Source organism: Klebsiella quasipneumoniae subsp. quasipneumoniae, assembly GCF_020525925.1.
GTDB classification, from domain to species: Bacteria; Pseudomonadota; Gammaproteobacteria; order Enterobacterales; family Enterobacteriaceae; genus Klebsiella; species Klebsiella quasipneumoniae.
The window spans coordinates 4,165,905-4,186,975 of sequence record NZ_CP084876.1; the positions used below are offsets into that span (position 1 = coordinate 4,165,905).

The following is a 21,071-nucleotide window of genomic DNA, read 5'->3' on the forward strand; positions in this document are numbered from 1 at the left end:
GAATTGTTTTTGGTATTACCACGCAAAAGCAGTCTGTCATCGACTGCGCAGGCGCAATTTAAACGCTTATAACGTTTTAAAGCAAGGCACGATCGCAAAAGCAGATGATTATGCTGGTTATCAGTTTCACACCAGAATCATTTACCATATTGATGGAAAACCCGTGGCTTATCATGCGAACAAAAAAGCAGCGCACGTTCATTAAATAGGCAAGAGAAAAACGACTGCCAGGGAAAATGACCAGCCGAAGCTGGTCATTGGCAAGATAAGCTGACAGCGCGCCGCTCAGGCGTCGTTTCTGGCAATTAATCGTTCCGGGAGCAGGAAGCTAAAACGGGTTCCCTTGCCCACCGTGCTGTCGATCTCCAGCCGGCTGTCATGATGGTTGACCGCGTGTTTGACGATCGCCAGCCCCAGGCCGCTGCCCCCGGTTTGCCGGGAGCGAGCCTTATCCACCCGATAGAAGCGCTCGGTCAGACGGGGAATATGCTCCGGCGCAATGCCCGGCCCATTATCCTCGACGCTGAACAGCGCCCCCTGGGGCGTTCGCTGCCAGCTGACGCGAATTTCGGTGCCCGGCGGGGTGTGGTTCACCGCGTTATAGACCAGGTTAGAAATGGCGCTGCGCAGTTGTTCCTCGTTGCCCAGCACCTTGAGCTGCTCATCGACGGTAAAAATCAGCGTCTGCTTATCCTGGCTGAGGGTCTGCGCCTCGCGCTCCACGACCCGCAGCATCATCGGCACGTCGATGCGGTCATTCATCGCCAGCGCCGGCGCGGCTTCAATACGCGACAGCGTGAGCAACTGCTTCACCAGCCCCTCCATACGCTGGGTTTGCTCACGCATGGTGTGCAGGGCCTTTTCACGGGTCGCCCCTTCCAGCACCTGCTCCTGCATCATCTCCAGATAGCCCTGCAGCACCGTCAGCGGGGTGCGCAGCTCATGGCTGACGTTGGCGAAAAAGTTACGCCGCGCCCCTTCCAGCTGATGCATCTGCGTCACGTCGCGCGCCACCATCAGCCACTGTTTGTCGCTGTAGGGCATCACGCGAATTTCCAGATGACGGGCATTATTCAGCACCAGATTGAGCGGCTTTGAAAAATCACGCTGTTTCAGGTAGTTGGCGAATTCAGGATAGCGCAGAAGGTTAAGAATGTTTTGCCCACTGTCGTCCGGCCAGCGCAGGTTTAAAATCTGCTGCGCCAGGCCGTTACACCAGAAAATGGCCCCCTCTTCCGTGGTCAGGACCACCGCGTCCGGCAGGGATTCCGCCCCGCTACGAAAGCGTTTGATCAGGCTTCCCAGCTCACGTCGACGCTTTTTATTACGCATCTGCATCTGGTGCAGACCATACAGCAGCGGCTCCCAGCTGCCGCGGCCGGGCGGAGGGGTCATGCTCCGGTCCACCCACAGCCACCACGACAGGCGCATCAAATTCCAGAAATGCCAAATCAACAAACCGGTCACTGCCGCCAGTAAAAACCACGGCAAATGACCCACAAACGCCCCCAGAATCAGGGCCGGAATACACGCTAAAAAGAGCTCCAGCGCCAGCCTTTTCCATGACAGCCGTTCCAGCACGGGTCACACTCCTGTCAAAATTCAGAAACGGGCGGAGAAACGATACCCCGTGCCGCGAACCGTTTGCACCATGCGATCATGGCCACTGTGTTCCAGCGCTTTACGCAGGCGGCGAATATGGACGTCTACCGTGCGGTCTTCCACATAGACGTTGGTTCCCCAAACGTGGTTCAGCAGCTGCTCGCGGCTGTACACCCGCTCCGGATGGGTCATAAAGAAGTGCAATAATTTAAATTCCGTTGGCCCCATGTCCAGCGGACTTTCGCCGGTCATCACCCGGTGCGATGAGGGATCGAGGCTCAGCCCCTGCATTTCAATCACCTCTTCCACCGCCATCGGCGAAATACGGCGCATCACCGCTTTGATTCGCGCCACCAGCTCCTTCGGTGAGAAAGGCTTGGTAATGTAGTCGTCCGCCCCGGTCTCCAGGCCGCGAACGCGATCCTCTTCTTCTCCGCGCGCGGTCAGCATCACCACCGGAATATCCCGGGTCATCGCCTCGCGCTTGAGCAGCTTAATGAACTGCAGCCCCGAACCGCCCGGCAGCATCCAGTCAAGGAGAATCAAATCAGGCCAGGGTTCATTGAGTTGATTCACCGCGCTGTCATAATCTTCCGCTTCGACAGGCTGAAAGCCATTTTGCTCCAGAACAAAGCAGACCATTTCGCGGATTGGAGCTTCATCTTCAACGACCAGAATTCTTCTCGCCATTATTTACCCTGTGTTTTTTAGCCATCAGTATAGAAGTGCGGCGTCATTATGCGTCACTTTTGTGACAGATTTATGAAAAAAATGACCGTCTGACGATCGGGTATTTTGAAGCATGACGCGGACTTACCCCTCTCCGACAAATGGTATACTGCCGCTCATGCTTTTTTCGCTAGGGAAGATTTATGCGCATCCTTCACACCTCCGACTGGCACCTGGGCCAGAATTTTTACAGCAAAAGCCGTGCGGCCGAACATGACGCCTTCCTGACCTGGCTGCTGGCCCGCGCGCAGGAGCATGAAGTCGACGCCATCATCGTGGCCGGCGATATTTTTGATACCGGATCGCCGCCGAGCTACGCTCGCGAACTGTATAACCGCTTTGTCGTCCAGCTGCAGCAGACCGGCTGTCGCCTGGTGGTGCTGGCGGGCAACCATGATTCGGTGGCGATGCTCAATGAATCCCGCGATATCCTCGCCTTTTTACACACCACCGTCGTGGCGAACGCCGGCTGCCCGCCCATTGAGCTGCCGCGGCGCGACGGCACCCCAGGCGCTATCTTCTGCCCGGTGCCGTTTTTACGCCCGCGCGAGCTGGTCACCAGCCAGGCCGGCCACTCCGGTCGGGAAAAACAGCAGCAGCTGCTGCACGCCATCAGCGACTATTATCAGGAGCAGTATCAGCATGCCTGCGCCCTGCGCGGCGATCGGCCGCTACCCGTGATTGCCAGCGGCCATCTGACTACCGTCGGCGCCAGCAAAAGCGATGCCGTTCGCGACATTTATATCGGCACGCTGGATGCCTTCCCGGCGCAGCACTTCCCCCCTGCCGACTACATTGCGCTGGGCCATATTCACCGGGCGCAGGTGGTTGGCGGCTGCGAGCACATCCGCTACAGCGGCTCGCCGCTGCCGCTGAGCTTTGATGAAACCGGTAAAGCGAAATCGGTGCATCTGGTGAGCTTTAGCGATGGGCGACTCAGCGCCGTGGAGACCCTTGAGGTGCCCGTCACCCAGCCGCTGGCGGTCATCAAAGGCGATCTGGCCGCCATCACCGCCCAGCTGGCGCAGTGGCGCGGCGTTGAACAGGACCCGCCGGTGTGGCTGGATATCGAAATCACCACCGAGGAGTACCTGCACGATATTCAGCGTCATATTCAGGCGCTGACGGAGGATCTGCCGGTGGAAGTATTGCTGGTGCGCCGCAGCCGCGAGCAGCGCGAGAAAATACTGCTCAACGCCCAGCGGGAGACCCTCAGCGAACTGAAGGTGGAAGAGGTGTTCGAGCGCCGGCTGGCGCTGACCGAGATTGATGATGAGAAGCGCGCCCGGCTGCACGAGCTGTTCGCCCATACGCTGCATACGCTCACCGCGGAGGACGAAAACGCATGAAAATCCTCAGTCTGCGTCTGAAAAACCTCAACTCCCTGAAAGGGGAATGGAAGATAGACTTTACCGCCGAGCCGTTCGCCAGCAACGGCCTGTTCGCCATTACCGGCGCCACCGGCGCCGGGAAAACCACTCTGCTCGACGCCATTTGCCTCGCGCTCTATCACGAGACGCCGCGCCTGAATAAAGTCTCCCAGTCGCAAAATGACCTGATGACCCGCGATACCGCCGAGTGTCTGGCGGAGGTGGAGTTTGAAGTGAAAGGCATCGCCTACCGCGCCTTCTGGAGCCAGAACCGGGCGCGTAACCAGCCAGATGGCAACCTGCAGGCGCCCCGCGTCGAGCTGGCGCGCTGCGCCGACGGCAAAATCCTCGCCGATAAGGTCTCGGATAAGCTGGAGCAAACCGCGATGCTCACCGGCCTCGACTATGGCCGCTTCACCCGCTCGATGCTGCTCTCCCAGGGGCAATTTGCCGCCTTTCTGAACGCGAAGCCGAGCGATCGCGCGGAGCTGCTGGAGGAGCTGACCGGCACGGAAATCTACGGTCAGATTTCGGCGATGGTCTATGAGCAGCACAAAGCCGCTCGCCATACGCTGGAGAAGTTCGAAGCCCAGGCGGCGGGCATCGTCCTGCTGACGGAGGCCCAGCAGCAGGCGCTGCAGGAAAGTTTGCAGGTACTTACTGACGAAGAGAAAGCCCTGCTGGCGCAGCAGCAAAACCAGCAGCAGCAGCTTCAGTGGCTAACGCGTCGCGATGAGCTGGCGCAGCAGCAGCAGCAGGCGGTCAGCGGCCAGCAGCAGGCCCGTCAGGCGCTGGCCGACGCCGCGCCGGCGCTGGCCAGGCTTGAGCTGGCCCAGCCCGCCGCCCAGTTGCGCCCCTTATGGGAGCGGCAACAGGAGCACGCGGCAGGCCTGGCGCAAACCCGCCAGCGAATCAATGAAGTGAATGCTCGCTTACTTACCAGCACGGCGCTGCGCGCGCGCATTCGCCGTAGCGCCCTGCATGCCCAGCGGCAGCGTCAGGCTGAACTGGCCGACCTGGCGCAGTGGCTGGCGGCCCATGAGCGATTTCGCTTATGGGGCCAGGAGATCGCCGGCTGGCGGGCGCAATTTTCGCAGCTGACTCGGGATAAACAGCAGCTGACGGCCCAGACCACCCGCCTGGCCGCGCTGCGCCAGAAGCTGGCCGATCTGCCGGCCAGCCCTCTGTCGCTGACCGCCGATGACGTTGCGGCGGCGATGGCGCAGCAAACCCAGTCGCGACCGCTGCGCCAGCGGCTGCTCTCCCTTCATGAACAGCATCAGCTGCTGCGCAAGCGTCTGCGCCAGAACGCCGAAAGCGTACAGCAGGCGCAGGCGGAGCAGGCAAAACTCAACGTCACCCTGGCGCAGCGCCGGGAGCAGTACAAAGACAAAAACCAGCACTATCTCGACCTGAAGGCGCTCTGCCAGCGGGAAGAAACGATTAAAGATCTGGAAGGTTACCGCGCCCGGCTTGAGGCCGGTAAGCCCTGCCCGCTGTGCGGCTCCTGTGAACACCCGGCGATTGAACAATACGCCTCGCTGACGGTCACGGATAACCAGCGCCGCCGCGATGCGCTGGAAAAAGAGGTCGCCGCGCTGAAAGAAGAAGGTCTGCTGATCCTCGGGCAGGTCAACGCCCTGACGCAGCAGCTCCAGCGTGAAACCGAAGCGGCCGGGCGGCTCGCTGAGGAAGAGCAAGCGCTCACTAAAGCGTGGCAGGAAACCTGCGCCTCTCTTCAGGTCACGCGGGATATTGCGCAAGAGATAAACGACTGGATACAGGAGCAGGAGCGCTACGAGCAACAGCTCTACCAGCTCAGCCAGCGCCTGATGCTGCAAGGCCAGCTTAACGATCAGGAGGCGCTGGCGCGCCAGGCTCAGCAGCAGCTGACGGCCACGCGCCAGGGACTGGAAAGCGCCCTGCAGGCCCTGACGCTCAACCTGCCGGAAGAAGGGACAGAAGCCGCCTGGCTGAACGCTCGCGAAAGCGAATTTGCCCAGTGGCAGGCGCAACAGACCCGGCATGGCGCCATTCAGGAGCAGATTGCCGCCCTGCAGCCGCTGCTGGAGACGCTGCCAGCCAGCGACGAGGCAAAGGCTGAAGCTGAGCCGGTGGTTCCCGACAACTGGCGCGCTATCCATGAGGAGTGCCTGGCGTTGCACAGCCAGCTTGTCGCCCAGCAGCAGCTGGAGACCGAAGAGAAGGCGCGCCTGGACCAGTCGCAGGCGCAATTTACCGCCGCCCTGGCCGCCAGCCGCTTTAGCGATCGGCAGGCGTTTCTCGCCGCGCTGCTGGATGACGAAACCGTCCAGCGGCTGACGCAGTTAAAACAGACGCTGGAGCAGCAGCTCCAGCAGGCGACGGCGCTCTGCGAGCAGGCGACCCGTCAGCAGCAGGCGCACCTGGCGCTGCGTCCGCAAGGGACGGACGCGGACATCCCCGCCCTGCAAACCCAGCTGCAGGCCCTGGCGCAGCGGCTGCGGGACAACACCACCCGCCAGGGCGAGATCCGCCAGCAGCTCAGGCAGGACACAGAGAGCCGTCAACATCAGCAGGCGCTGGGGCGACAGATTGCAGAGGCGGCGCAGCGGGCGGATGACTGGGGCTATCTCAATTCGCTGATCGGCTCCAGCACCGGCGACCGGTTCCGCAAATTCGCCCAGGGGCTGACGCTGGATAATCTGGTCTGGCTGGCAAACCAGCAGCTTAACCGCCTGCACGGGCGCTATCTGCTGCAGCGCAAAGCCAGCGAAGCGCTGGAGCTGGAGGTTGTCGATACCTGGCAGGCCGACGCCGTGCGCGACACCCGCACCCTCTCCGGTGGCGAAAGTTTCCTCGTCAGCCTGGCGCTGGCCCTGGCGCTGTCAGATCTGGTGAGCCATAAGACGCGGATTGATTCCCTGTTTCTTGATGAAGGCTTCGGCACCCTCGACAGCGAAACGCTGGACACGGCGCTGGACGCGCTGGACGCGCTGAACGCCAGCGGCAAGATTATCGGGGTGATCAGCCACGTGGAGGCGATGAAAGATCGCATTCCGGTGCAGATCAAAGTGAAGAAGATCAATGGTCTGGGCTACAGTCGGCTGGACAGAGCGTTTGCGGTGGAGTGAGGTTTGAATCATTGCGATGTCCCCTCACCCTAACCCTCTTCCGGAGCGAGAGAGTCGGGGTGAGGGGGAGCGGTTCAGGTCCCCTGGAGCGGCCACAGCCATGCCGCGCCGCGTACTCCGCTGGAGTCGCCGTGCATCGCTTTGCAGATCGGCGTTGCACACTCGCCGCCGAAGACCCACTGTTTCACCAGGTCCGGCACCGTCTGATACAGCCGCTCGACGTTGCTCATCCCGCCGCCCAGCACGATAACGTCCGGGTCGAGGATATTCACCACGTGGGCCAGCGATTTCGCCAGCCGCTGCTCGTAGCGGCTCAGCGCCAGTTCGGCTTTTTCGTCACCTTCCCCCACCAGGCGCATAATCTCGCTGCCGGTTAACCCCTTGCCGCTCAGCCGCTGGTAGTCAGTGGCAAAGCCGGTGCCGGAGATAAAGGTTTCGATACATCCCTGTTTACCGCAGTAGCAAGGCACTTCCGCACGGTAGCGCAACTCATCGTCGTTCATCCACGGCAATGGGTTATGTCCCCACTCGCCGGCGTTACCATTGCCGCCGATATGCGCCCGCCCGTTGAGCGCCACGCCCGCGCCGCAGCCGGTGCCGATAATCACCGCGAACACCGTGTGCGCCCCCGCCGCCGCGCCGTCCACCGCTTCCGACACCGCCAGACAGTTGGCGTCGTTAGCCAGCCGCACTTCACGGTCGAGGCGCAGGCTGAGGTCCTTATCAAAGGGCTGGCCGTTGAGCCAGGTCGAGTTGGCGTTTTTCACCACCCCGGTATAGGGCGAAATCGCGCCCGGGATCCCCATCCCCACGGTGCCACGCTGTCCGGTCGCCTGCTCGGCCATCGCCACCAGGGTGGCGATAGTCTCGATGGTTTGCCGGTAATCCTCCCGCGGCGTGGGTAACCGATGGCGAAACAGCTGCTCTCCCTGGTCGCTCAGGGCTATCACTTCGGTTTTTGTGCCACCTAAATCAATACCAATACGCACGCTCAGCTCCTCACCCCGATTAACAATGCAAGCATAGCGACAATTCGCTATCATGCCCGCCTGATTTAACGACAAAGCCGTGGAAATTATCATGCTGTGGTTCAAAAATTTAATGGTTTACCGTCTCAGCCGCGATATCGAATTGCGCGCCGAGGAGATGGAAAAACAGCTGGCCGAGCTGACATTTACCCCTTGTGGCAGCCAGGATATGGCGAAAACCGGTTGGGTATCGCCGATGGGATCGCACAGCGACGCGCTGACGCATACGGCGAACGGCCAGATCATTATCTGCGCGCGTAAAGAAGAAAAGATCCTGCCGTCGCCGGTGATCAAGCAGGCGCTGGAGGCGAAGATCCAGAAGCTGGAAGCCGATCAGGGGCGCAAGCTGAAGAAAACTGAGAAAGATTCCCTGAAAGATGAAGTGCTGCACTCGCTGCTCCCGCGCGCCTTCAGCCGCTTCAGCCAGACGATGATGTGGATCGACACCGTCAACGGCCTGATCATGGTGGACTGCGCCAGCGCGAAGAAAGCGGAAGATACCCTGGCCCTGCTGCGTAAAACCCTCGGCTCGCTGCCGGTGGTGCCGCTGACCCTGGAGAATCCGATTGAGCTGACGCTGACCGAGTGGGTCCGCTCCGGCACCGTGGCGCAGGGCTTCCAGCTGCTGGACGAAGCCGAGCTGAAAGCGATGCTGGAAGATGGCGGCGTGATCCGCGCCAAGAAGCAGGATCTGGTGAGCGACGAAATCGCTGTGCATATTGAGGCCGGGAAGGTCGTCACCAAGCTGGCGCTGGACTGGCAGCAGCGTATTCAGTTTGTGATCTGCGACGACGCGTCAATTAAGCGCCTCAAGTTCTGCGATGAATTACGCGACCAAAACGAAGATATCGATCGGGAAGATTTCGCCCAGCGCTTTGACGCCGACTTTATCTTAATGACCGGCGAACTGGCTGCCCTGATCCAAAGCCTGGTGGAAGGGCTCGGCGGCGAAGCGCAGCGCTAAGCGCCGCTTTCCTTCCTGCCTGGCAGGAAGGAAAAATACAACCCGGCGGCAAGCGCCGGGCGATACGCTGGCTTACAGATAGCGGCACAGATAAGAGGTTGGCTCAGCCACCTGCAGATGGAATTCGCTGTTGCCTGGCACATTGAAGACTTCGCCGGCGGCGTAAACTTTCCACTCAGTCTCACCCGGCAGCAGGACATTCAGCGCTCCGCTGACCACCGTCATCTCTTCCGGCTGCGCCGTACCAAAGGTGTATTCCCCTTCCGCCATCACGCCAACGCTGGCGCGACCGGTACTGCTGCTGGTGAAGCCAATGGATTTCACTTTTCCGTCAAAGTATTCATTGCTTTGAAGCATAAACAAGCCCTTCTGATCGTCGTTGAAAGGCTCAATATAGGGGGCGCTCCTTGCCCCTGTCACGTGAAATTAACACATTAGACTAATAGTTCTGCCGCCAGTCGGGAAACCAGCACATTCGACAGCAAAACCGGGACATCAAGGGCTTTTTGTAACACATCGCGATGATGCTGATAGTAACCAAGACAGTCGAGGACCAGCACGTCGGCGCCCTGCTCCAGCAGCGCTTTACCGGCGGTTAACAGCTCGCTGTCGCTACCGGTAAACGGGTTGGCCAGCGCGTAGTACGGCGACTTCTCCAGTGAATGCCACTTTTGTCGCTGCATGGGCATGATCTCTTCCACCGGCACGATCACCCCGACCTGGTGCCCATCGACGATCGACGCCACCAGCGGCGGAATGATCCGCTGCGGCTCGAGGAGGATCGCGTGGTGGGTGGTAAAACCGGTCAGCTGTTCGGAGCTGAGCAGCAGGATCACATCAAAATGCTGTCGATCCAGCATGGCGATCACGCTGCGAACATCACGTTCAATTTTTTGTCGCGACACCATCACCAGCTGGTTATCGCTGAGCAGGGTCAAGAGACCCTGTTCGCCGTCACCCACGGCGTACTCTGCCATCACGTCGTCACGCGTCATCTCGCCCAGCAGGCTGATGTGAGCGATCTGTTCTTCCCTGATATGTTCGGTCAGGAGCGGTAATACTCCCGCCAGCGGCACAACGCCGATGGTCAAAATTGCCATCGTTGCACTACTCATATCATGTACCTTTTCACTACCACTGCTTCAACACAGGCTTACCACACACAGTATTCGCCCCCCTGGTGAGTAAAAATCAACCGTCGAGAAGCGTAGCAGCTCCACGCCGCAGTAGAATGTAAAGATTGCCCGGCGGCGGCGGCGCGCCTGAAAAATCCGTGTGTTAGATATTGATTAGTACGACTGATAAATAAAAAGTGTGAGGTATGCCCGATATTGCCCGCAGAGCAGGCAATCCGGGCTCAGGGGTTACGACTTGTCAGGATCTTCGTAGCGCCGCTTGGCATCCACGGCTTCCTGCTCGGTAGGATGTTCGCTGATCAGCGAATTGGGTTCAGGATAGTCCGCGCGAAGTTGATACCAGGTGACCGTCTGACCCTGCGGGCCTTTCTCTACCGCAACCACGCGCGCTTCTCTCGGATATGGGGGCCTGTTTGGCATAGTTCTTCCTTCTTCTGGTATCAGAACTATCAAGTATAGGCGCCCCTCGCCGCCTTAATGTAAGTAAATTCTTAACTTACCGGGGTGGCCGCCGCGCCGCACAGCATGGTCATAATCTGTTCCACCACCCGATCCGGGGCGGCCGTAGCATCGACAATATGATGGGCAGCGTCACGGTATAACGCTTCACGCTGCGCCAGCACCTCGCCCACTTCCTCACGCACCGGTTTCCCGGTGAGCGTCGGCCGCTGTTCGGCTTTCGGGTAGGCTTCCAGACGGTCAATCAGCGCCGATACCGACGCCTGCAGATAGATCACCACGCCGTTCTCCCGCATAAACTGGCGGTTACATTCCGCAAGGATGATGCCGCCGCCGGTGGCGATCACCGTATTCGGCAGGGTCACGGCCTTCAGCGACAGGGTCTCCAGCTCGCGAAAGCGCGCCCATCCTTCCGCCTGCACGATCTCCGCCACCGTCCGCTGCTCATGGGCCTGCAGCCGATGATCGGTATCGGAGAACTGAAAATGCCGCGCTCGCGCCAGCGCATGGCCGACGGTGGTTTTACCGCAGCCGCGTGGCCCGATGAGAAAGATTGGCTGTGTCATAACCGAAGACCCCCTGGTTCCGTCTGTCGCAAAAAAAGGAAAACGAAAGAACGTATTATGCTGTCTGTTCCGCAACGCATACGTAAAGAAAACGTTACACAACTTCTTTACACCCCATCACCACAGTGAGACAAGGGGTTCTTAATGTAAACTTATCATTGCATGTACTGTTTAACCAGCTTTACTTTCCGCCGGGCGTTATTTTTTATCCGCTGCTGGCGTAAACGGTAACACATTTATGCATAGCTTTACGAAGCAACATATTTACAACATCGTGTTTCAGACGCACCCTGATGCCTATTCGACAGTGTGACAGAGGAATGTAACATGCAATCTGAAGAACAACGCCTTATTGATGGACTGTTTTCCCGGCTGAAAGAGGCTGAGGCGCACAGTGCATCGCGCGATGCCAGCGCCGAGGAGCGGATTGCCCAACACGTGAGCGCGCAGCCGGCGGCCCCCTACTATATGGCGCAAACCATTCTTATCCAGGAAGCCGCGATTAAACAGCTCAACGATCGCATCCAGGCGCTGGAGAGCCAGGTCAGCCAGCTGCAGGCGGCGAAGCCCAGCAGCGGCGGATTCCTCTCCGGCCTGTTTGGCGGCGGCGGCTCGTCACGCGGTTCTGACCCGATCCCGGGCGCGGAGCAATACGGTCGCCCGCAGGCCAGCGCGCAGCCGCAGTATGCCCCACAGCAGCAGCAGAGCTATGCCCCGCAGGCTGCCGCACGCGGCGGCGGCTTTATGGCGGGCGCGCTGCAAACGGCCGCAGGCGTAGCGGGCGGCGTGGTGCTGGGCAATATGCTGACCAATATGTTCAGCGGCTCGCACCCGCAGGAGATTGTTAATATCATCGAAGAGAAGCCGCAGCCTGATGCCGCCGCGCAGGACGCCGCCGCAGGTGACGATCCGTTCCGTCAGGGAGACGATCAGTTCCTTGCCGACAACACCTGGAACGACGACTTCGACGCCGGCTTTGGCGATGATGATATCGGCAGCGATGACGACAGCTGGGTTTAACCCTGCTGACGTTTAACCGCCAGCAACCACTTCTCCAGCTCGGCGGCAAACTGTTGCCGATCGCGCTGCGATAAACTATCCGGGCCGCCGGTCTGAACGCCGCTGGCCCGTAATGTCTCCATAAAATCCCGCATCGTCAGCCGCTCGCGGATCGTCGCCTCGCTGTAGCGCTCTCCGCGCGGATTGAGCGCCGCCCCGCCCTTCGCCAGCACCTCCGCCGCCAGCGGAATATCGGCGGTGATCACTAAATCCCCCGCCGCGCACTGACGGACGATTTCGTTATCCGCCACGTCAAAACCCTGCTCAACCCGCAGGGTGCGGATGAAACGCGACGGCGGTACGCGCAGCGGCTGGTTCGCCACCAGCGTCAGCGGCGTCTGGGTCCGCTCTGCCGCGCGGAACAATATCTCTTTAATCACGTTCGGACACGCGTCTGCATCCACCCAAATGGCCATGCCAGCTCCTGTTACCTGCAATAAGTGCCGCCAATGTTACCTGCTTTTCTCCCCCATGAAAGCGCCAGGATGATAAGCTAATCAGATCGTAACGAAAAAAGCAGAGGGGAATGGTGATGGATAAGAAAATTGGCTTTATCGGCTGCGGCAATATGGGTAAGGCCATTCTGGGTGGACTGATCGCCAGCGGCCAGGTACAGCCGGGACAAATCTGGGTCTACACCCCGTCGCCGGACAAGGTTGCGGCTCTGCGCGACCAGTACGGCATCAACGCCGCCGATAGCGCCCAGGAAGTGGCGCAGATTGCCGATATCGTCTTCGGCGCGGTGAAGCCGGGGATCATGACCAAAGTGCTGGGCGATATCGCCTCCAGCCTGAATAAAGAGTCTCTGGTGGTCTCTATCGCCGCCGGCGTCACGCTTGACCAGCTGGCGCGCGCGCTCGGCCACGATCGCAAAATTATTCGCGCGATGCCCAATACGCCGTCGCTGGTTAACGCCGGCATGACCTCCGTTACGCCAAATGCGCTGGTGAGCAGCGAAGATGTGGCCGAAGTTCTGACCATTTTCCGCTGCTTTGGCCAGGCGGAGGAAATTGCCGAACCGATGATCCATCCGGTGGTCGGCGTTAGCGGCTCGGCGCCGGCCTATGTCTTTATGTTTATCGAAGCGATGGCCGATGCCGCCGTGCTCGGCGGAATGCCGCGCGCTCAGGCTTACAAATTCGCCGCTCAGGCGGTGATGGGCTCCGCCAAAATGGTGCTGGAGAGCGGTGAGCATCCGGGAGCGCTGAAAGATATGGTCTGCTCTCCTGGCGGGACCACCATCGAAGCCGTGCGCGTGCTGGAAGAGAAAGGCTTCCGCTCCGCGGTGATCGAAGCCATCACCCAGTGCATGGAAAAATCAGAGAAACTGAGCCGCTCCTGAAGCTGAGCAGGCGGGCTGCAAGCCCTGAGAGGTCAAAGAACAAGGGAGCGCGAGCGCTCCCTTTTTTTCAGGCTTTCTTCAGGCAGCTACTCATGAAGGTGTTGCGTTCATCGCCCTTCAGTGATTTTGCCGAAGCCGCTTTGCTGCAGTCGCTCATCTTCTGCTGCTGAGGCGTGAGGGTCTTTCCTTGCGGCGTGGTGGTCTCTTTTTTCAGGCACTGGCTCATAAAGGTTTTGCGCTCATCCCCCTTCAGCGCCTTGGCTGACGCTTGCTGATTGCAGTCCGTCATCTTTTGCTGCTGGGGAGTAGGCGTTTTTTCTGCCGCGCCAACCGCGCTGATAAAGATCAAGCCAAACAGTAGGGTCATCAGTAAGGTTATTTTCATCGCACCATCCTTCTGTGAGTGGAACGTTGTAAGTCTGGACGCAGATAGAAAAAAAACCAGCCGGTGACGCGAATTCGCCACCGGCAGCGACTTATTTGAGACTCAGGGCCGCTTTCATGGTCGAGAAGAGGTCGGTCTGGTCGGTCAGGCCGACGACGTTAGCCGCATGCGGACCGTAGGCCGCAATGCGCAGCTGGGTACCGGTGTGCTCCATCGACTCTTCCTCGGAGTTACCGTAACTCATCACCATCACCGCGCCATCGTGCGTATTCAGGGCCTGGGTCAGCCCCGGGGCTTTGCTATCCGCCGGGATAATCTGGCTGGCGTGCGCATGGTCGGCGGTGACGATCACCAGGGTATTGCCGTCTTTTTTGGCAAATTCCAGCGCCTTCTGCACCGCCTCGTCGAGGTCCACGGTTTCGCCGATCTGGCCGCACGGATTCGCCGCATGATCCTGCTTATCGATGGAGGCGCCTTCCACCTGCAGGAAGAAGCCTTTCTCGTTGCGGCTCAGCAGGTCAATCGCTTTCTCCGTCATCTGCGCCAGCGTCGGCACCGAGGCGTCGCGCTTCGGATTTGGCGTACAGGTCACCGGCGGCTTATCGATATTACCGTGATAAGACGCCTTCGGCCCTTCCCAGCGTACCGGCATATTGCCGTCGGCGAAGAGTCCCAGCAGCGGTTTATCCTGGCTGGCTGCCGTCGCGGCGGCAAGAGAGGCCGCGTCGGTCACAATCTGGTAGCCGCGCGCTTCCGCCTGCTCGCGCAGGGTTTTGCCCTGCCACTCGCCCGCCGTCGCCGTTTCGGCAAAGGTCTTCGCGCCGCCGCCCAGGGTGACATCCGGCCGGGCGTTCAGCAGCTGTTCGGTAATGGAGCCTTTGCCCCCTTTCTCCAGCGCATTGCTGGGGCATTTTTCGCTGGTGACCGTGGGGCCGTAGCATTTACGCGATGTCACATGCGCCACCAGCGCCGCGGGGGTGGCGTCCTGCAGCTCGGCGGTAGAAACGTTGCCGGTGGCCAGGCCCGCCGCTTTCGCCAGCTCGAGGATGGTCTGATGCGCGTTCTCATGAATATCGACGCCCAGCGCGCCGTTATAGGTCTTCACGCCGGTGGTCCAGGCGGTGGCGGAGGCCGCCGAGTCGGTGACGTAGTCCGGTTTACCGGTTTTTTTATCCAGCGAATAGTGCGTGTACTGCCCGGTTAACGGCAGGGCGTCAATGCCTTTAAAGAAACCGCCCGCCCCTTCCGCATAATTTCGCGCAGCGGTAATTTCAGAATCACCCATGCCATCGCCAATCAGCAAAATAACGTTTTTGGCCGGCTTATTGATTATCGAGGCGCGCAGCGCTTCGGTTTGATCGCCCGTTAAACGACGCGCGCCGCCGGGAGTGGTGATATCTCCCTGGGCAGCGCGATTTTCCAGAACCGGCGCGGCAGTAGTTTCCGCATGAATAACCGGCGAGCCCAGCAGAGGCAGCAGGGCAATAAACAGGGCGCTTAATTTCACTTTTGTCATCTCCATGTAAAAAATACTTAAAAAAACAAAACGTGGGAGACTTTATAAAAGGGAGATGACAGAAAAATGACGGCATCCTTGTCGCGTCGCAAAGATTAGCTACGAGGATGCCGCAACAGCTTCTTTAGATATTGCTGCAGCAGGATGGCATCCTGGTCGTTGACCGGCGGACAGGGCGTCACCTGGTCTATCGCCTGCTCAATATCCTGAATCAATGCCTGCTGGGCATCATGCTCCATATGGCGCAATAATGCGGTGACCACGATCTCCAGCGCTTCAACCTGCACCGTCAGTTCCTTTGCTTCTTCTTCCTTTTGCGCCAGTTTAACCAGTAACTCAGCAATGAGATTCTTCATAGCACCAGTTCCTTATGCGAGGTCTGTTTTTCGATTGAGATGTCATACCCGATGACGGACCTCAGAATTACTTAAAATAAGAATCGTCGCAACACCCAATATACAGCGAAACGTTTTACCACAACAAAATACCACTATAAATAGTATTGTTTAATCATGAGCGACGCTGTTTATAACCAAAGTGCGTCGGAAATAATAAAACGGAATAGCGCTCACGCCATGGCGATAACAAAAAGTAATGATAAATCTACTGTCGGTGAAAAACGCTGACGGTATGGCGTTAAATACCGTCAGCCGAGGTTCAGGCCTTCGCCCGGCGGGTGCGGCGCAGCATCCATGCCAGCTGCCAGAGGTTGATGAAGACGATAATGGCAGTGGCAATAAATACCCAGCGGAAGCCGGCCATCGCCGATACGGAGGCGCCAATCAGCGGCCCGGCGACGTTGCCCAGATACATAAACGACTGGTTATAGCCAAAGATGCGCCCGGTGACGCTGTCGCTACTGTATTTCAGCAGCAGGGTCTGCACCGCCGGAAGCATCGCGCCATCGGCAAAGCCGAGCAGAAAACGTAGCGTCCCCAGCTGCAGCGGGGTGGTGACAAAGGACATGGCGAAGAACATCACCACCGCGCAACAGAGCGTCGCCAGCAGGATCCGCGAAGTGCCGATGCGGTCGCCAAGCTTACCCAGCCGTGGGGCAGAGATCAGCGCCGACACCCCGGGCACCGCGGCGATCATCCCGGCCAGAAAAGCGATATTGTTGCTGTCCGGCGCCATCGACTTGATAAACAGCGCCAGGATCGGGCCAATTGAGCCGTTACACAACTGGATCACCAGGGTGGTGAAAAAGAGGCTGATCACCAGCCCCGGATAGGGCAAGGAGGCAAAGACCTGTTTCCCGGTGAGACGATCGGTTTTGCTGACCGGCGGGCGGCCCCCCTCTTTGATCAGAAACAGGGTGACCAGAAAACTGATGGTCAGCAGGATCGCCGTAATAAAAAAGACCATCCGCAGCCCGACGTGGTCCGCCAGGAAACCGCCCAGCAGCGGGCCGCCGATCACCCCGCTGATTTGCGCCGTCGACAGGGTGCTCAGCGCCCAGCCGCTACGCTCGCGCGGCACCTGGGAGGCCACCAGCGCCATGGCGTTGGGGATATAACCGGAGGTTAAGCCCATGATCGCCCGCAGGATAAACAGCTGCCAGACGTTGGTGGCGAAGGCCTGAAGTAAAATGGCGATCGCCATTCCCAGCGAGGCGCGCAGCAGCATCAGCTTGCGGCCTTTGCGGTCCGCGAGGCTCCCCCACATCGGCGAGACGATCGCCGAGACCAGAAAGGTGACGCTGAAGGTCAGCCCCGACCACATCGACAGCGCTTCATGCGAGGTGACGCCCAGCTGGGAGACGTAGAGGGGTAAAAAGGGGAGAATTTGACTGATCGCCAGGCCGGTAAAAAAGCACCCAAACCAGACGGAGATGAGATTAACCTTCCAGGATTCCATAACTACGCGTATTCATTAATGATTTGCCAATTATTACCTAGCTTAGCAATTTCATTCCACTGGTGTACTACCATAGATGCGCTGGCGGTGAGTTTGGTGTTTTATGAATGCGCATGAGAGGCTGACGAAGCATTTTCTGGTTATTCAGGCTGCTCACAGGGCTTTATGCTCAAAAGCAGAAGCCCTGCCCGCGCATGCCAAAGTGAAAATGGTTGGCGTGCGCCGCGTTGTACTCCGGACCCAGCGCGTTGCCGAAGTAAGGGCAGCTGTTGCTCAACAGCGCCGCCAACCAAGGGTGAGAGCGCTCGCTGCGCCAGCCCTGCAGGACGCTGATGCGTCTGCCGTCCGTCAAGCGGAAGCCGCTAACATCAAGGGCATCCGCCGTCGCGTGTTCACTGCGCCGCGCCTGTTCCCGATGGTAGATATTACGGCAGGCGAAGCTGCCGAGATGATCGATCTGGCGCAGATCGCTGGCCATCAGCTGACGGGTCAGCGGCTTCGCCTGTTGTTCGACGTACAGCGCGCTGCTGAGCGCCAGCGGGCAGCTGGCGAGGAAACTGCTGCTCAGCTGCACCGAGCCAAAATTAGCCACCCGCACCACGTTACGCAGCGGGCAGGCGCCCTCGCTGTCGGCCACCGGCTGGCTGGCGATGAGCCGCCGGCGGTTGGCCTCCGCCAGCAGAGAGGCGCACTGGTCGGCCGTCAGGCTGCGCAACTTGAACGACGTCAGCCAGCCCGGGGGATCGTCAAGGGCCAGCGGCGCCAGCGGATTCAGGTGTGGCGGCAGATAGCGATATCCCACCAGGCCCGCGCCGAGCAGCCCGGCCAGCACCAGCAGCGTCTTTCCTCTCACGCCCGCTCCCGTCAATTGATCAGGTAAATATTATGGCAGGCAGGCGGCGGTTTCACATGGTATGTTATGCCCTTTGATGTAATCTGGATGGAAGTTGAAATGGCAAAGATGAGGGTTGGGATCGTTTTTGGCGGTAAGTCGGCAGAGCATGAAGTGTCGCTGCAGTCAGCGAAGAATATCGTGGAAGCGATTGATAAATCACGCTTCGATGTGGTTCTGTTGGGGATTGATAAACAGGGACTATGGCACATCAACGACGCCGGCAACTACCTGCTCAATGCTCAGGATCCTGCCCGCATCGCCCTGCGCCCTTCAACGGTGACCCTGGCGCAGATCCCGGGCCGTGAAGCGCAGCAGCTGATTAACGCCGAAAGCGGCCAGCCGCTGGCGGCCATCGATGTGATTTTCCCCATCGTCCACGGCACGCTGGGCGAAGATGGCTCCCTGCAGGGGATGCTGCGCATGGCCAATCTGCCTTTCGTCGGATCCGATGTGCTGGGCTCTGCGGCCTGTATGGACAAAGATGTGACCAAACGCCTGCTGCGCGACGCCGGGCTCGCCGTCGCGCCGTTTATCACCCTGACCCGCGCCAACCGCGCGCAGTTCAGCTTTGCCGATGTCGAAGCGAAGCTGGGCCTGCCGCTGTTCGTTAAGCCGGCCAACCAGGGATCGTCGGTTGGCGTCAGCAAAGTTAAAAACGAAGAGCAGTACCATCAGGCGGTGGCCCTGGCCTTTGAATTTGACCATAAAGTGGTGGTAGAGCAAGGCATTCAAGGCCGGGAAATTGAGTGTGCGGTGCTGGGTAACGACCACCCGCAGGCCAGTACCTGCGGCGAAATTGTCCTCAACAGCGAGTTTTACGCTTACGACACCAAGTATATCGACGACCAGGGCGCGCAGGTGGTGGTCCCGGCCGCTATCGCCCCGGAGATCAACGACAAGATCCGCGCTATCGCCGTGCAGGCTTACCAGGCCCTGGGATGCAGCGGCATGGCCCGCGTCGACGTCTTCCTCACCGCCGACAACGAGGTGGTGATCAACGAGATCAACACTCTGCCGGGCTTCACCAACATCAGCATGTATCCGAAGCTGTGGCAGGCCAGCGGACTCGATTACACCAGTCTGATCACTCGCCTGATTGAGCTGGCGCTGGAGCGCCATGCCGCGGACCGGGCGCTGAAAACCTCCATGAACTAAAACGCGTTTACCCCGCCTGGCAGCGGCGGCCTCAGGCCTCTTCTGCCGGGCGGCGGCGGATCACAAAGCCCGCGATCCAGAAGCTTATCACCCAGGTGACCAGACCGACGGCGTAAGATTGCCAGCCCTGCGTCTCAAACCCCAGCAGCCCCACCACGCCATTTAGAATAAAAATTAACCCCAGCGCCACCGCGTAGTAGTGCCAGTCGCGGCGAATTTTATCAGTGAGCTTCATGCGGCCTCCAACAGCAAAAAATGCATCTTCGCATAGCCGCCCGCGGCGGTCTGTAGCGATATGGAGAATGTTGCTGGATTGCGACGCCGGTCTCCCTTTTCCCTTCCTGTGGCGCGGTTAACACAACGGCGAAAACAGGATTATTCCTGGAGGGCAATTACCAGCAATCTGATACTGGCGACGGCGTCGCACTGCCAGAATACCTGCCATAGAGCTGGAGAAAAAACCAGCAGTACAGAGGTGGGAGGGCCTATGGCTGAATTCAGTTTTTCAAAATCGCTTTTGGGAAATAAAAAAAGAGGGGCGCTGACCGGCAGCCATGTCGCTTACGGACTGTTCGTCCTGATCTGCTGCTGGGCCGGCGCGCAGATGCTCAGCATGCTGATCCACGCCCCGGGAGTCTTTGAGCGCCTGATGCAGGCCCAGGACGCCAGCCGTCCACAGGTCGACATCAGCCTCGCCGTTGGCACCCTCTTTGGCCTGATCCCTTTTCTGATCGGCTGCTCGTTCATCGGGCTGCTGGCGCTCATTGTGCGCTGGCGTCGGCGTCGTTAACGCCGCGCCATACAGCTTGCCCGCCGCTCATCGACCCGTTTCGCAAACCACGCCGTCGTCAGATTACGGGTGATTTTCGGACTCTCAAGCTGGATCCCCGGCAACATCTCCCGCGGCAGGGTTTTGCCCGCTTTTTTATCCGCGAGGCGGAAAACCTGTTGATAGAGGTCGGTCTTCTCAAACGCCAGGCTGTCGCCCTTTTTCAGCTGGCTATGGATCTCGCTGTCGCTCATCCCCAGCTGGCCCGCCAGTCGGCGCACCGCCAGCTCGGTGCTGCCCGGCTCATCGCTGTCATAGCGGATAAGGTCGCCATCGAGCGCCAGTTTCACCCCGCTGGCTTTCACCACCGCGTTCTGGAAGGCGGCGTTACGGCTGGCATACCAGCCGGCGTTAAAGTCGGCAAAACGGTACAGCGGCACGCTGTAGCTGGCCGGGTAGTTCAGCAGATGATAGGTGCCAAACCACAGGCCGCCGCGCAGGCTGAAGACCTCCTGGCGCACCGTACCGTTCATTTTCCACGGGTAGCCGGAGGTGTGCTGCTCGGCAAAGGCGATGCTGACCTGCATTGGGCCGCCGGTGTGCACCGGGTTCAGGGAGCCGAACAGCTTCTGCCCCATCGGCACCATCCCGATAAAGTCATCAAAAATAGCGCTCAGCTGCTTTTCCGTCTTCACGTTGTCCAGACGGTCGCTGTAGCTTTTGCCGTTTGGCGAGGTGATCTTCAGCGCGGTATGGACCAGAAACAGCGGAATGTGCATTTTTTCCGCCCGGCGGTCGATCTCCTGCCAGGCGATTTTATTCAGCCCCGGCACCACCGGGTCGGACTGATAATTGGACTCCTGCTGCGCGACCGCCAGCACCGAGCAGACGTTCTCTTCCGTCGGCGCCAGCTTCTGGCTGTCAAAGGCGGTGGCGATGGCTTGCGCCCAGGCCTCCCGATCCTTGACGCTGGCGGGCATTTTCTGCCGCACCACCGACGCCACGTCAACGGGCTTCTCGCCCTCTTTCAACACCGGCGCCTGTTGGCTGGTACAGGCGCTTAGCACCACGGCCGCCAGCAGCGTCAATGAACCGGGTATTATGCGCGATAAACGTGCGGCCATCC

22 protein-coding genes are annotated in these 21,071 nt (G+C 59.5%); 7 read left to right on the forward strand and 15 right to left on the reverse strand.

The genetic code is table 11. The features are described 5' to 3' along the window. Positions 1-285: 285 nt before the first annotated feature. Together phoR and phoB are read right to left on the reverse strand one after the other, a co-directional pair. Complete coding sequence (gene phoR, locus LGM20_RS20100; RefSeq protein ID WP_023288581.1) at positions 286-1,581, reverse strand: phosphate regulon sensor histidine kinase PhoR; 1,296 nt, start codon at positions 1,579-1,581, stop codon at positions 286-288. Between the two features lie 21 nt (positions 1,582-1,602). Beyond that, complete coding sequence (gene phoB, locus LGM20_RS20105; protein WP_004204861.1) at positions 1,603-2,292, reverse strand: phosphate response regulator transcription factor PhoB; 690 nt, start codon at positions 2,290-2,292, stop codon at positions 1,603-1,605. A gap of 182 nt (positions 2,293-2,474) precedes the next feature. On the opposite strand from phoB, the gene sbcD reads away from it, so the two are divergent. Together sbcD and sbcC are read left to right on the forward strand one after the other, a co-directional pair. Next, positions 2,475-3,680: an exonuclease subunit SbcD gene (sbcD, locus tag LGM20_RS20110; protein WP_044521224.1), complete on the forward strand. Its 1,206-nt coding sequence runs from the start codon at positions 2,475-2,477 to the stop codon at positions 3,678-3,680. Further along, positions 3,677-6,814, forward strand: coding sequence for an exonuclease subunit SbcC (gene sbcC / locus LGM20_RS20115; protein ID WP_044521223.1), 3,138 nt, complete (start codon positions 3,677-3,679; stop codon positions 6,812-6,814). The genes sbcD and sbcC overlap by 4 nt, the downstream gene beginning before the upstream one ends. 74 nt (positions 6,815-6,888) lie before the next feature. Here sbcC and mak read toward each other — a convergent pair whose 3' ends face one another. Then, positions 6,889-7,803, reverse strand: a complete 915-nt coding sequence (gene mak / locus LGM20_RS20120; RefSeq protein WP_044521222.1) for a fructokinase — start codon at positions 7,801-7,803, stop codon at positions 6,889-6,891. A 91-nt stretch (positions 7,804-7,894) separates the two neighbouring features. Here mak and rdgC point away from each other — a divergent pair, with 91 nt between their 5' ends. After that, positions 7,895-8,806, forward strand: coding sequence for a recombination-associated protein RdgC (rdgC, locus tag LGM20_RS20125; protein ID WP_002890285.1), 912 nt, complete (start codon positions 7,895-7,897; stop codon positions 8,804-8,806). A gap of 72 nt (positions 8,807-8,878) precedes the next feature. Here the strand turns inward: rdgC and ppnP are convergent, their stop codons facing one another. The 4 genes from ppnP to aroL all read right to left on the reverse strand — a co-directional run bounded on the left by ppnP (position 8,879) and on the right by aroL (position 10,967). Further along, a complete protein-coding gene (gene ppnP, locus LGM20_RS20130) occupies positions 8,879-9,163 on the reverse strand; it encodes a pyrimidine/purine nucleoside phosphorylase (protein WP_002890284.1) in 285 nt (94 codons plus the stop codon). 77 nt (positions 9,164-9,240) lie between these two features. Continuing rightward, positions 9,241-9,921, reverse strand: coding sequence for an AroM family protein (locus LGM20_RS20135; protein WP_072096489.1), 681 nt, complete (start codon positions 9,919-9,921; stop codon positions 9,241-9,243). A gap of 249 nt (positions 9,922-10,170) precedes the next feature. Continuing rightward, positions 10,171-10,362: a YaiA family protein gene (locus LGM20_RS20140; protein ID WP_008805350.1), complete on the reverse strand. Its 192-nt coding sequence runs from the start codon at positions 10,360-10,362 to the stop codon at positions 10,171-10,173. A 71-nt stretch (positions 10,363-10,433) separates the two neighbouring features. Then, positions 10,434-10,967: a shikimate kinase AroL gene (gene aroL / locus LGM20_RS20145; RefSeq protein ID WP_023288577.1), complete on the reverse strand. Its 534-nt coding sequence runs from the start codon at positions 10,965-10,967 to the stop codon at positions 10,434-10,436. A gap of 327 nt (positions 10,968-11,294) precedes the next feature. On the opposite strand from aroL, the gene LGM20_RS20150 reads away from it, so the two are divergent. Then, positions 11,295-11,987: a DUF2076 domain-containing protein gene (locus LGM20_RS20150; protein WP_023288576.1), complete on the forward strand. Its 693-nt coding sequence runs from the start codon at positions 11,295-11,297 to the stop codon at positions 11,985-11,987. Here LGM20_RS20150 and LGM20_RS20155 read toward each other — a convergent pair. Continuing rightward, complete coding sequence (locus LGM20_RS20155) at positions 11,984-12,442, reverse strand: YaiI/YqxD family protein (protein WP_004204870.1); 459 nt, start codon at positions 12,440-12,442, stop codon at positions 11,984-11,986. The two genes, LGM20_RS20150 and LGM20_RS20155, sit on opposite strands and share 4 nt — an antisense overlap. A gap of 116 nt (positions 12,443-12,558) precedes the next feature. Here LGM20_RS20155 and proC point away from each other — a divergent pair, with 116 nt between their 5' ends. Next, a complete protein-coding gene (gene proC / locus LGM20_RS20160) occupies positions 12,559-13,368 on the forward strand; it encodes a pyrroline-5-carboxylate reductase (protein ID WP_044521403.1) in 810 nt (269 codons plus the stop codon). A gap of 67 nt (positions 13,369-13,435) precedes the next feature. Here proC and LGM20_RS20165 read toward each other — a convergent pair whose 3' ends face one another. From LGM20_RS20165 to LGM20_RS20185, 5 genes are all read right to left on the reverse strand, one after another. Continuing rightward, on the reverse strand, positions 13,436-13,753 hold the full coding sequence (locus LGM20_RS20165) for a PsiF family protein (RefSeq protein ID WP_044521221.1): 318 nt from the start codon (positions 13,751-13,753) through the stop codon (positions 13,436-13,438). 91 nt (positions 13,754-13,844) lie between these two features. Next, a complete protein-coding gene (gene phoA, locus LGM20_RS20170) occupies positions 13,845-15,275 on the reverse strand; it encodes an alkaline phosphatase (RefSeq protein ID WP_032428614.1) in 1,431 nt (476 codons plus the stop codon). Between the two features lie 89 nt (positions 15,276-15,364). Beyond that, a complete protein-coding gene (iraP, locus tag LGM20_RS20175; protein WP_004204875.1) occupies positions 15,365-15,625 on the reverse strand; it encodes an anti-adapter protein IraP in 261 nt (86 codons plus the stop codon). Between the two features lie 301 nt (positions 15,626-15,926). Then, positions 15,927-17,126, reverse strand: coding sequence for a multidrug efflux MFS transporter (locus tag LGM20_RS20180; RefSeq protein ID WP_023288571.1), 1,200 nt, complete (start codon positions 17,124-17,126; stop codon positions 15,927-15,929). Between the two features lie 169 nt (positions 17,127-17,295). Then, the gene (locus LGM20_RS20185; protein WP_023288570.1) at positions 17,296-17,979 is read right to left on the reverse strand and encodes an extensin-like domain-containing protein; all 684 of its coding nucleotides are present in this window, start codon (positions 17,977-17,979) and stop codon (positions 17,296-17,298) included. Between the two features lie 99 nt (positions 17,980-18,078). Between LGM20_RS20185 and ddlA the strand changes: the two genes are divergently transcribed. Further along, positions 18,079-19,176: a D-alanine--D-alanine ligase gene (gene ddlA / locus LGM20_RS20190; protein ID WP_023288569.1), complete on the forward strand. Its 1,098-nt coding sequence runs from the start codon at positions 18,079-18,081 to the stop codon at positions 19,174-19,176. Positions 19,177-19,207: 31 nt separating this feature from the next. On the opposite strand, the gene LGM20_RS20195 is transcribed toward ddlA, so the two are convergent. After that, on the reverse strand, positions 19,208-19,411 hold the full coding sequence (locus LGM20_RS20195) for a DUF2754 family protein (protein WP_004204881.1): 204 nt from the start codon (positions 19,409-19,411) through the stop codon (positions 19,208-19,210). A gap of 252 nt (positions 19,412-19,663) precedes the next feature. Between LGM20_RS20195 and LGM20_RS20200 the strand changes: the two genes are divergently transcribed. Beyond that, a complete protein-coding gene (locus LGM20_RS20200; protein ID WP_023288568.1) occupies positions 19,664-19,966 on the forward strand; it encodes a YaiY family protein in 303 nt (100 codons plus the stop codon). Here LGM20_RS20200 and LGM20_RS20205 read toward each other — a convergent pair. Then, positions 19,963-21,069, reverse strand: coding sequence for a DUF1615 domain-containing protein (locus tag LGM20_RS20205; protein ID WP_017898945.1), 1,107 nt, complete (start codon positions 21,067-21,069; stop codon positions 19,963-19,965). The two genes, LGM20_RS20200 and LGM20_RS20205, sit on opposite strands and share 4 nt — an antisense overlap. Positions 21,070-21,071: the final 2 nt, after the last annotated feature.

Excerpts from the sequence above, each read along its gene's own strand:
- phoB (WP_004204861.1), bottom strand. The coding sequence starts at position 2,292 with ATGGCGAGAAGAATTCTGGTCGTTGAAGATGAAGCTCCAATCCGCGAA.
- sbcD (WP_044521224.1), top strand. The coding sequence starts at position 2,475 with ATGCGCATCCTTCACACCTCCGACTGGCACCTGGGCCAGAATTTTTAC.
- sbcC (WP_044521223.1), top strand. The coding sequence starts at position 3,677 with ATGAAAATCCTCAGTCTGCGTCTGAAAAACCTCAACTCCCTGAAAGGG.
- rdgC (WP_002890285.1), top strand. The coding sequence starts at position 7,895 with ATGCTGTGGTTCAAAAATTTAATGGTTTACCGTCTCAGCCGCGATATC.
- ppnP (WP_002890284.1), bottom strand. The coding sequence starts at position 9,163 with ATGCTTCAAAGCAATGAATACTTTGACGGAAAAGTGAAATCCATTGGC.
- LGM20_RS20135 (WP_072096489.1), bottom strand. The coding sequence starts at position 9,921 with ATGAGTAGTGCAACGATGGCAATTTTGACCATCGGCGTTGTGCCGCTG.
- LGM20_RS20140 (WP_008805350.1), bottom strand. The coding sequence starts at position 10,362 with ATGCCAAACAGGCCCCCATATCCGAGAGAAGCGCGCGTGGTTGCGGTA.
- aroL (WP_023288577.1), bottom strand. The coding sequence starts at position 10,967 with ATGACACAGCCAATCTTTCTCATCGGGCCACGCGGCTGCGGTAAAACC.
- LGM20_RS20150 (WP_023288576.1), top strand. The coding sequence starts at position 11,295 with ATGCAATCTGAAGAACAACGCCTTATTGATGGACTGTTTTCCCGGCTG.
- LGM20_RS20155 (WP_004204870.1), bottom strand. The coding sequence starts at position 12,442 with ATGGCCATTTGGGTGGATGCAGACGCGTGTCCGAACGTGATTAAAGAG.
- proC (WP_044521403.1), top strand. The coding sequence starts at position 12,559 with ATGGATAAGAAAATTGGCTTTATCGGCTGCGGCAATATGGGTAAGGCC.
- LGM20_RS20165 (WP_044521221.1), bottom strand. The coding sequence starts at position 13,753 with ATGAAAATAACCTTACTGATGACCCTACTGTTTGGCTTGATCTTTATC.
- phoA (WP_032428614.1), bottom strand. The coding sequence starts at position 15,275 with ATGGAGATGACAAAAGTGAAATTAAGCGCCCTGTTTATTGCCCTGCTG.
- iraP (WP_004204875.1), bottom strand. The coding sequence starts at position 15,625 with ATGAAGAATCTCATTGCTGAGTTACTGGTTAAACTGGCGCAAAAGGAA.
- LGM20_RS20180 (WP_023288571.1), bottom strand. The coding sequence starts at position 17,126 with ATGGAATCCTGGAAGGTTAATCTCATCTCCGTCTGGTTTGGGTGCTTT.
- ddlA (WP_023288569.1), top strand. The coding sequence starts at position 18,079 with ATGGCAAAGATGAGGGTTGGGATCGTTTTTGGCGGTAAGTCGGCAGAG.
- LGM20_RS20195 (WP_004204881.1), bottom strand. The coding sequence starts at position 19,411 with ATGAAGCTCACTGATAAAATTCGCCGCGACTGGCACTACTACGCGGTG.
- LGM20_RS20200 (WP_023288568.1), top strand. The coding sequence starts at position 19,664 with ATGGCTGAATTCAGTTTTTCAAAATCGCTTTTGGGAAATAAAAAAAGA.
- LGM20_RS20205 (WP_017898945.1), bottom strand. The coding sequence starts at position 21,069 with ATGGCCGCACGTTTATCGCGCATAATACCCGGTTCATTGACGCTGCTG.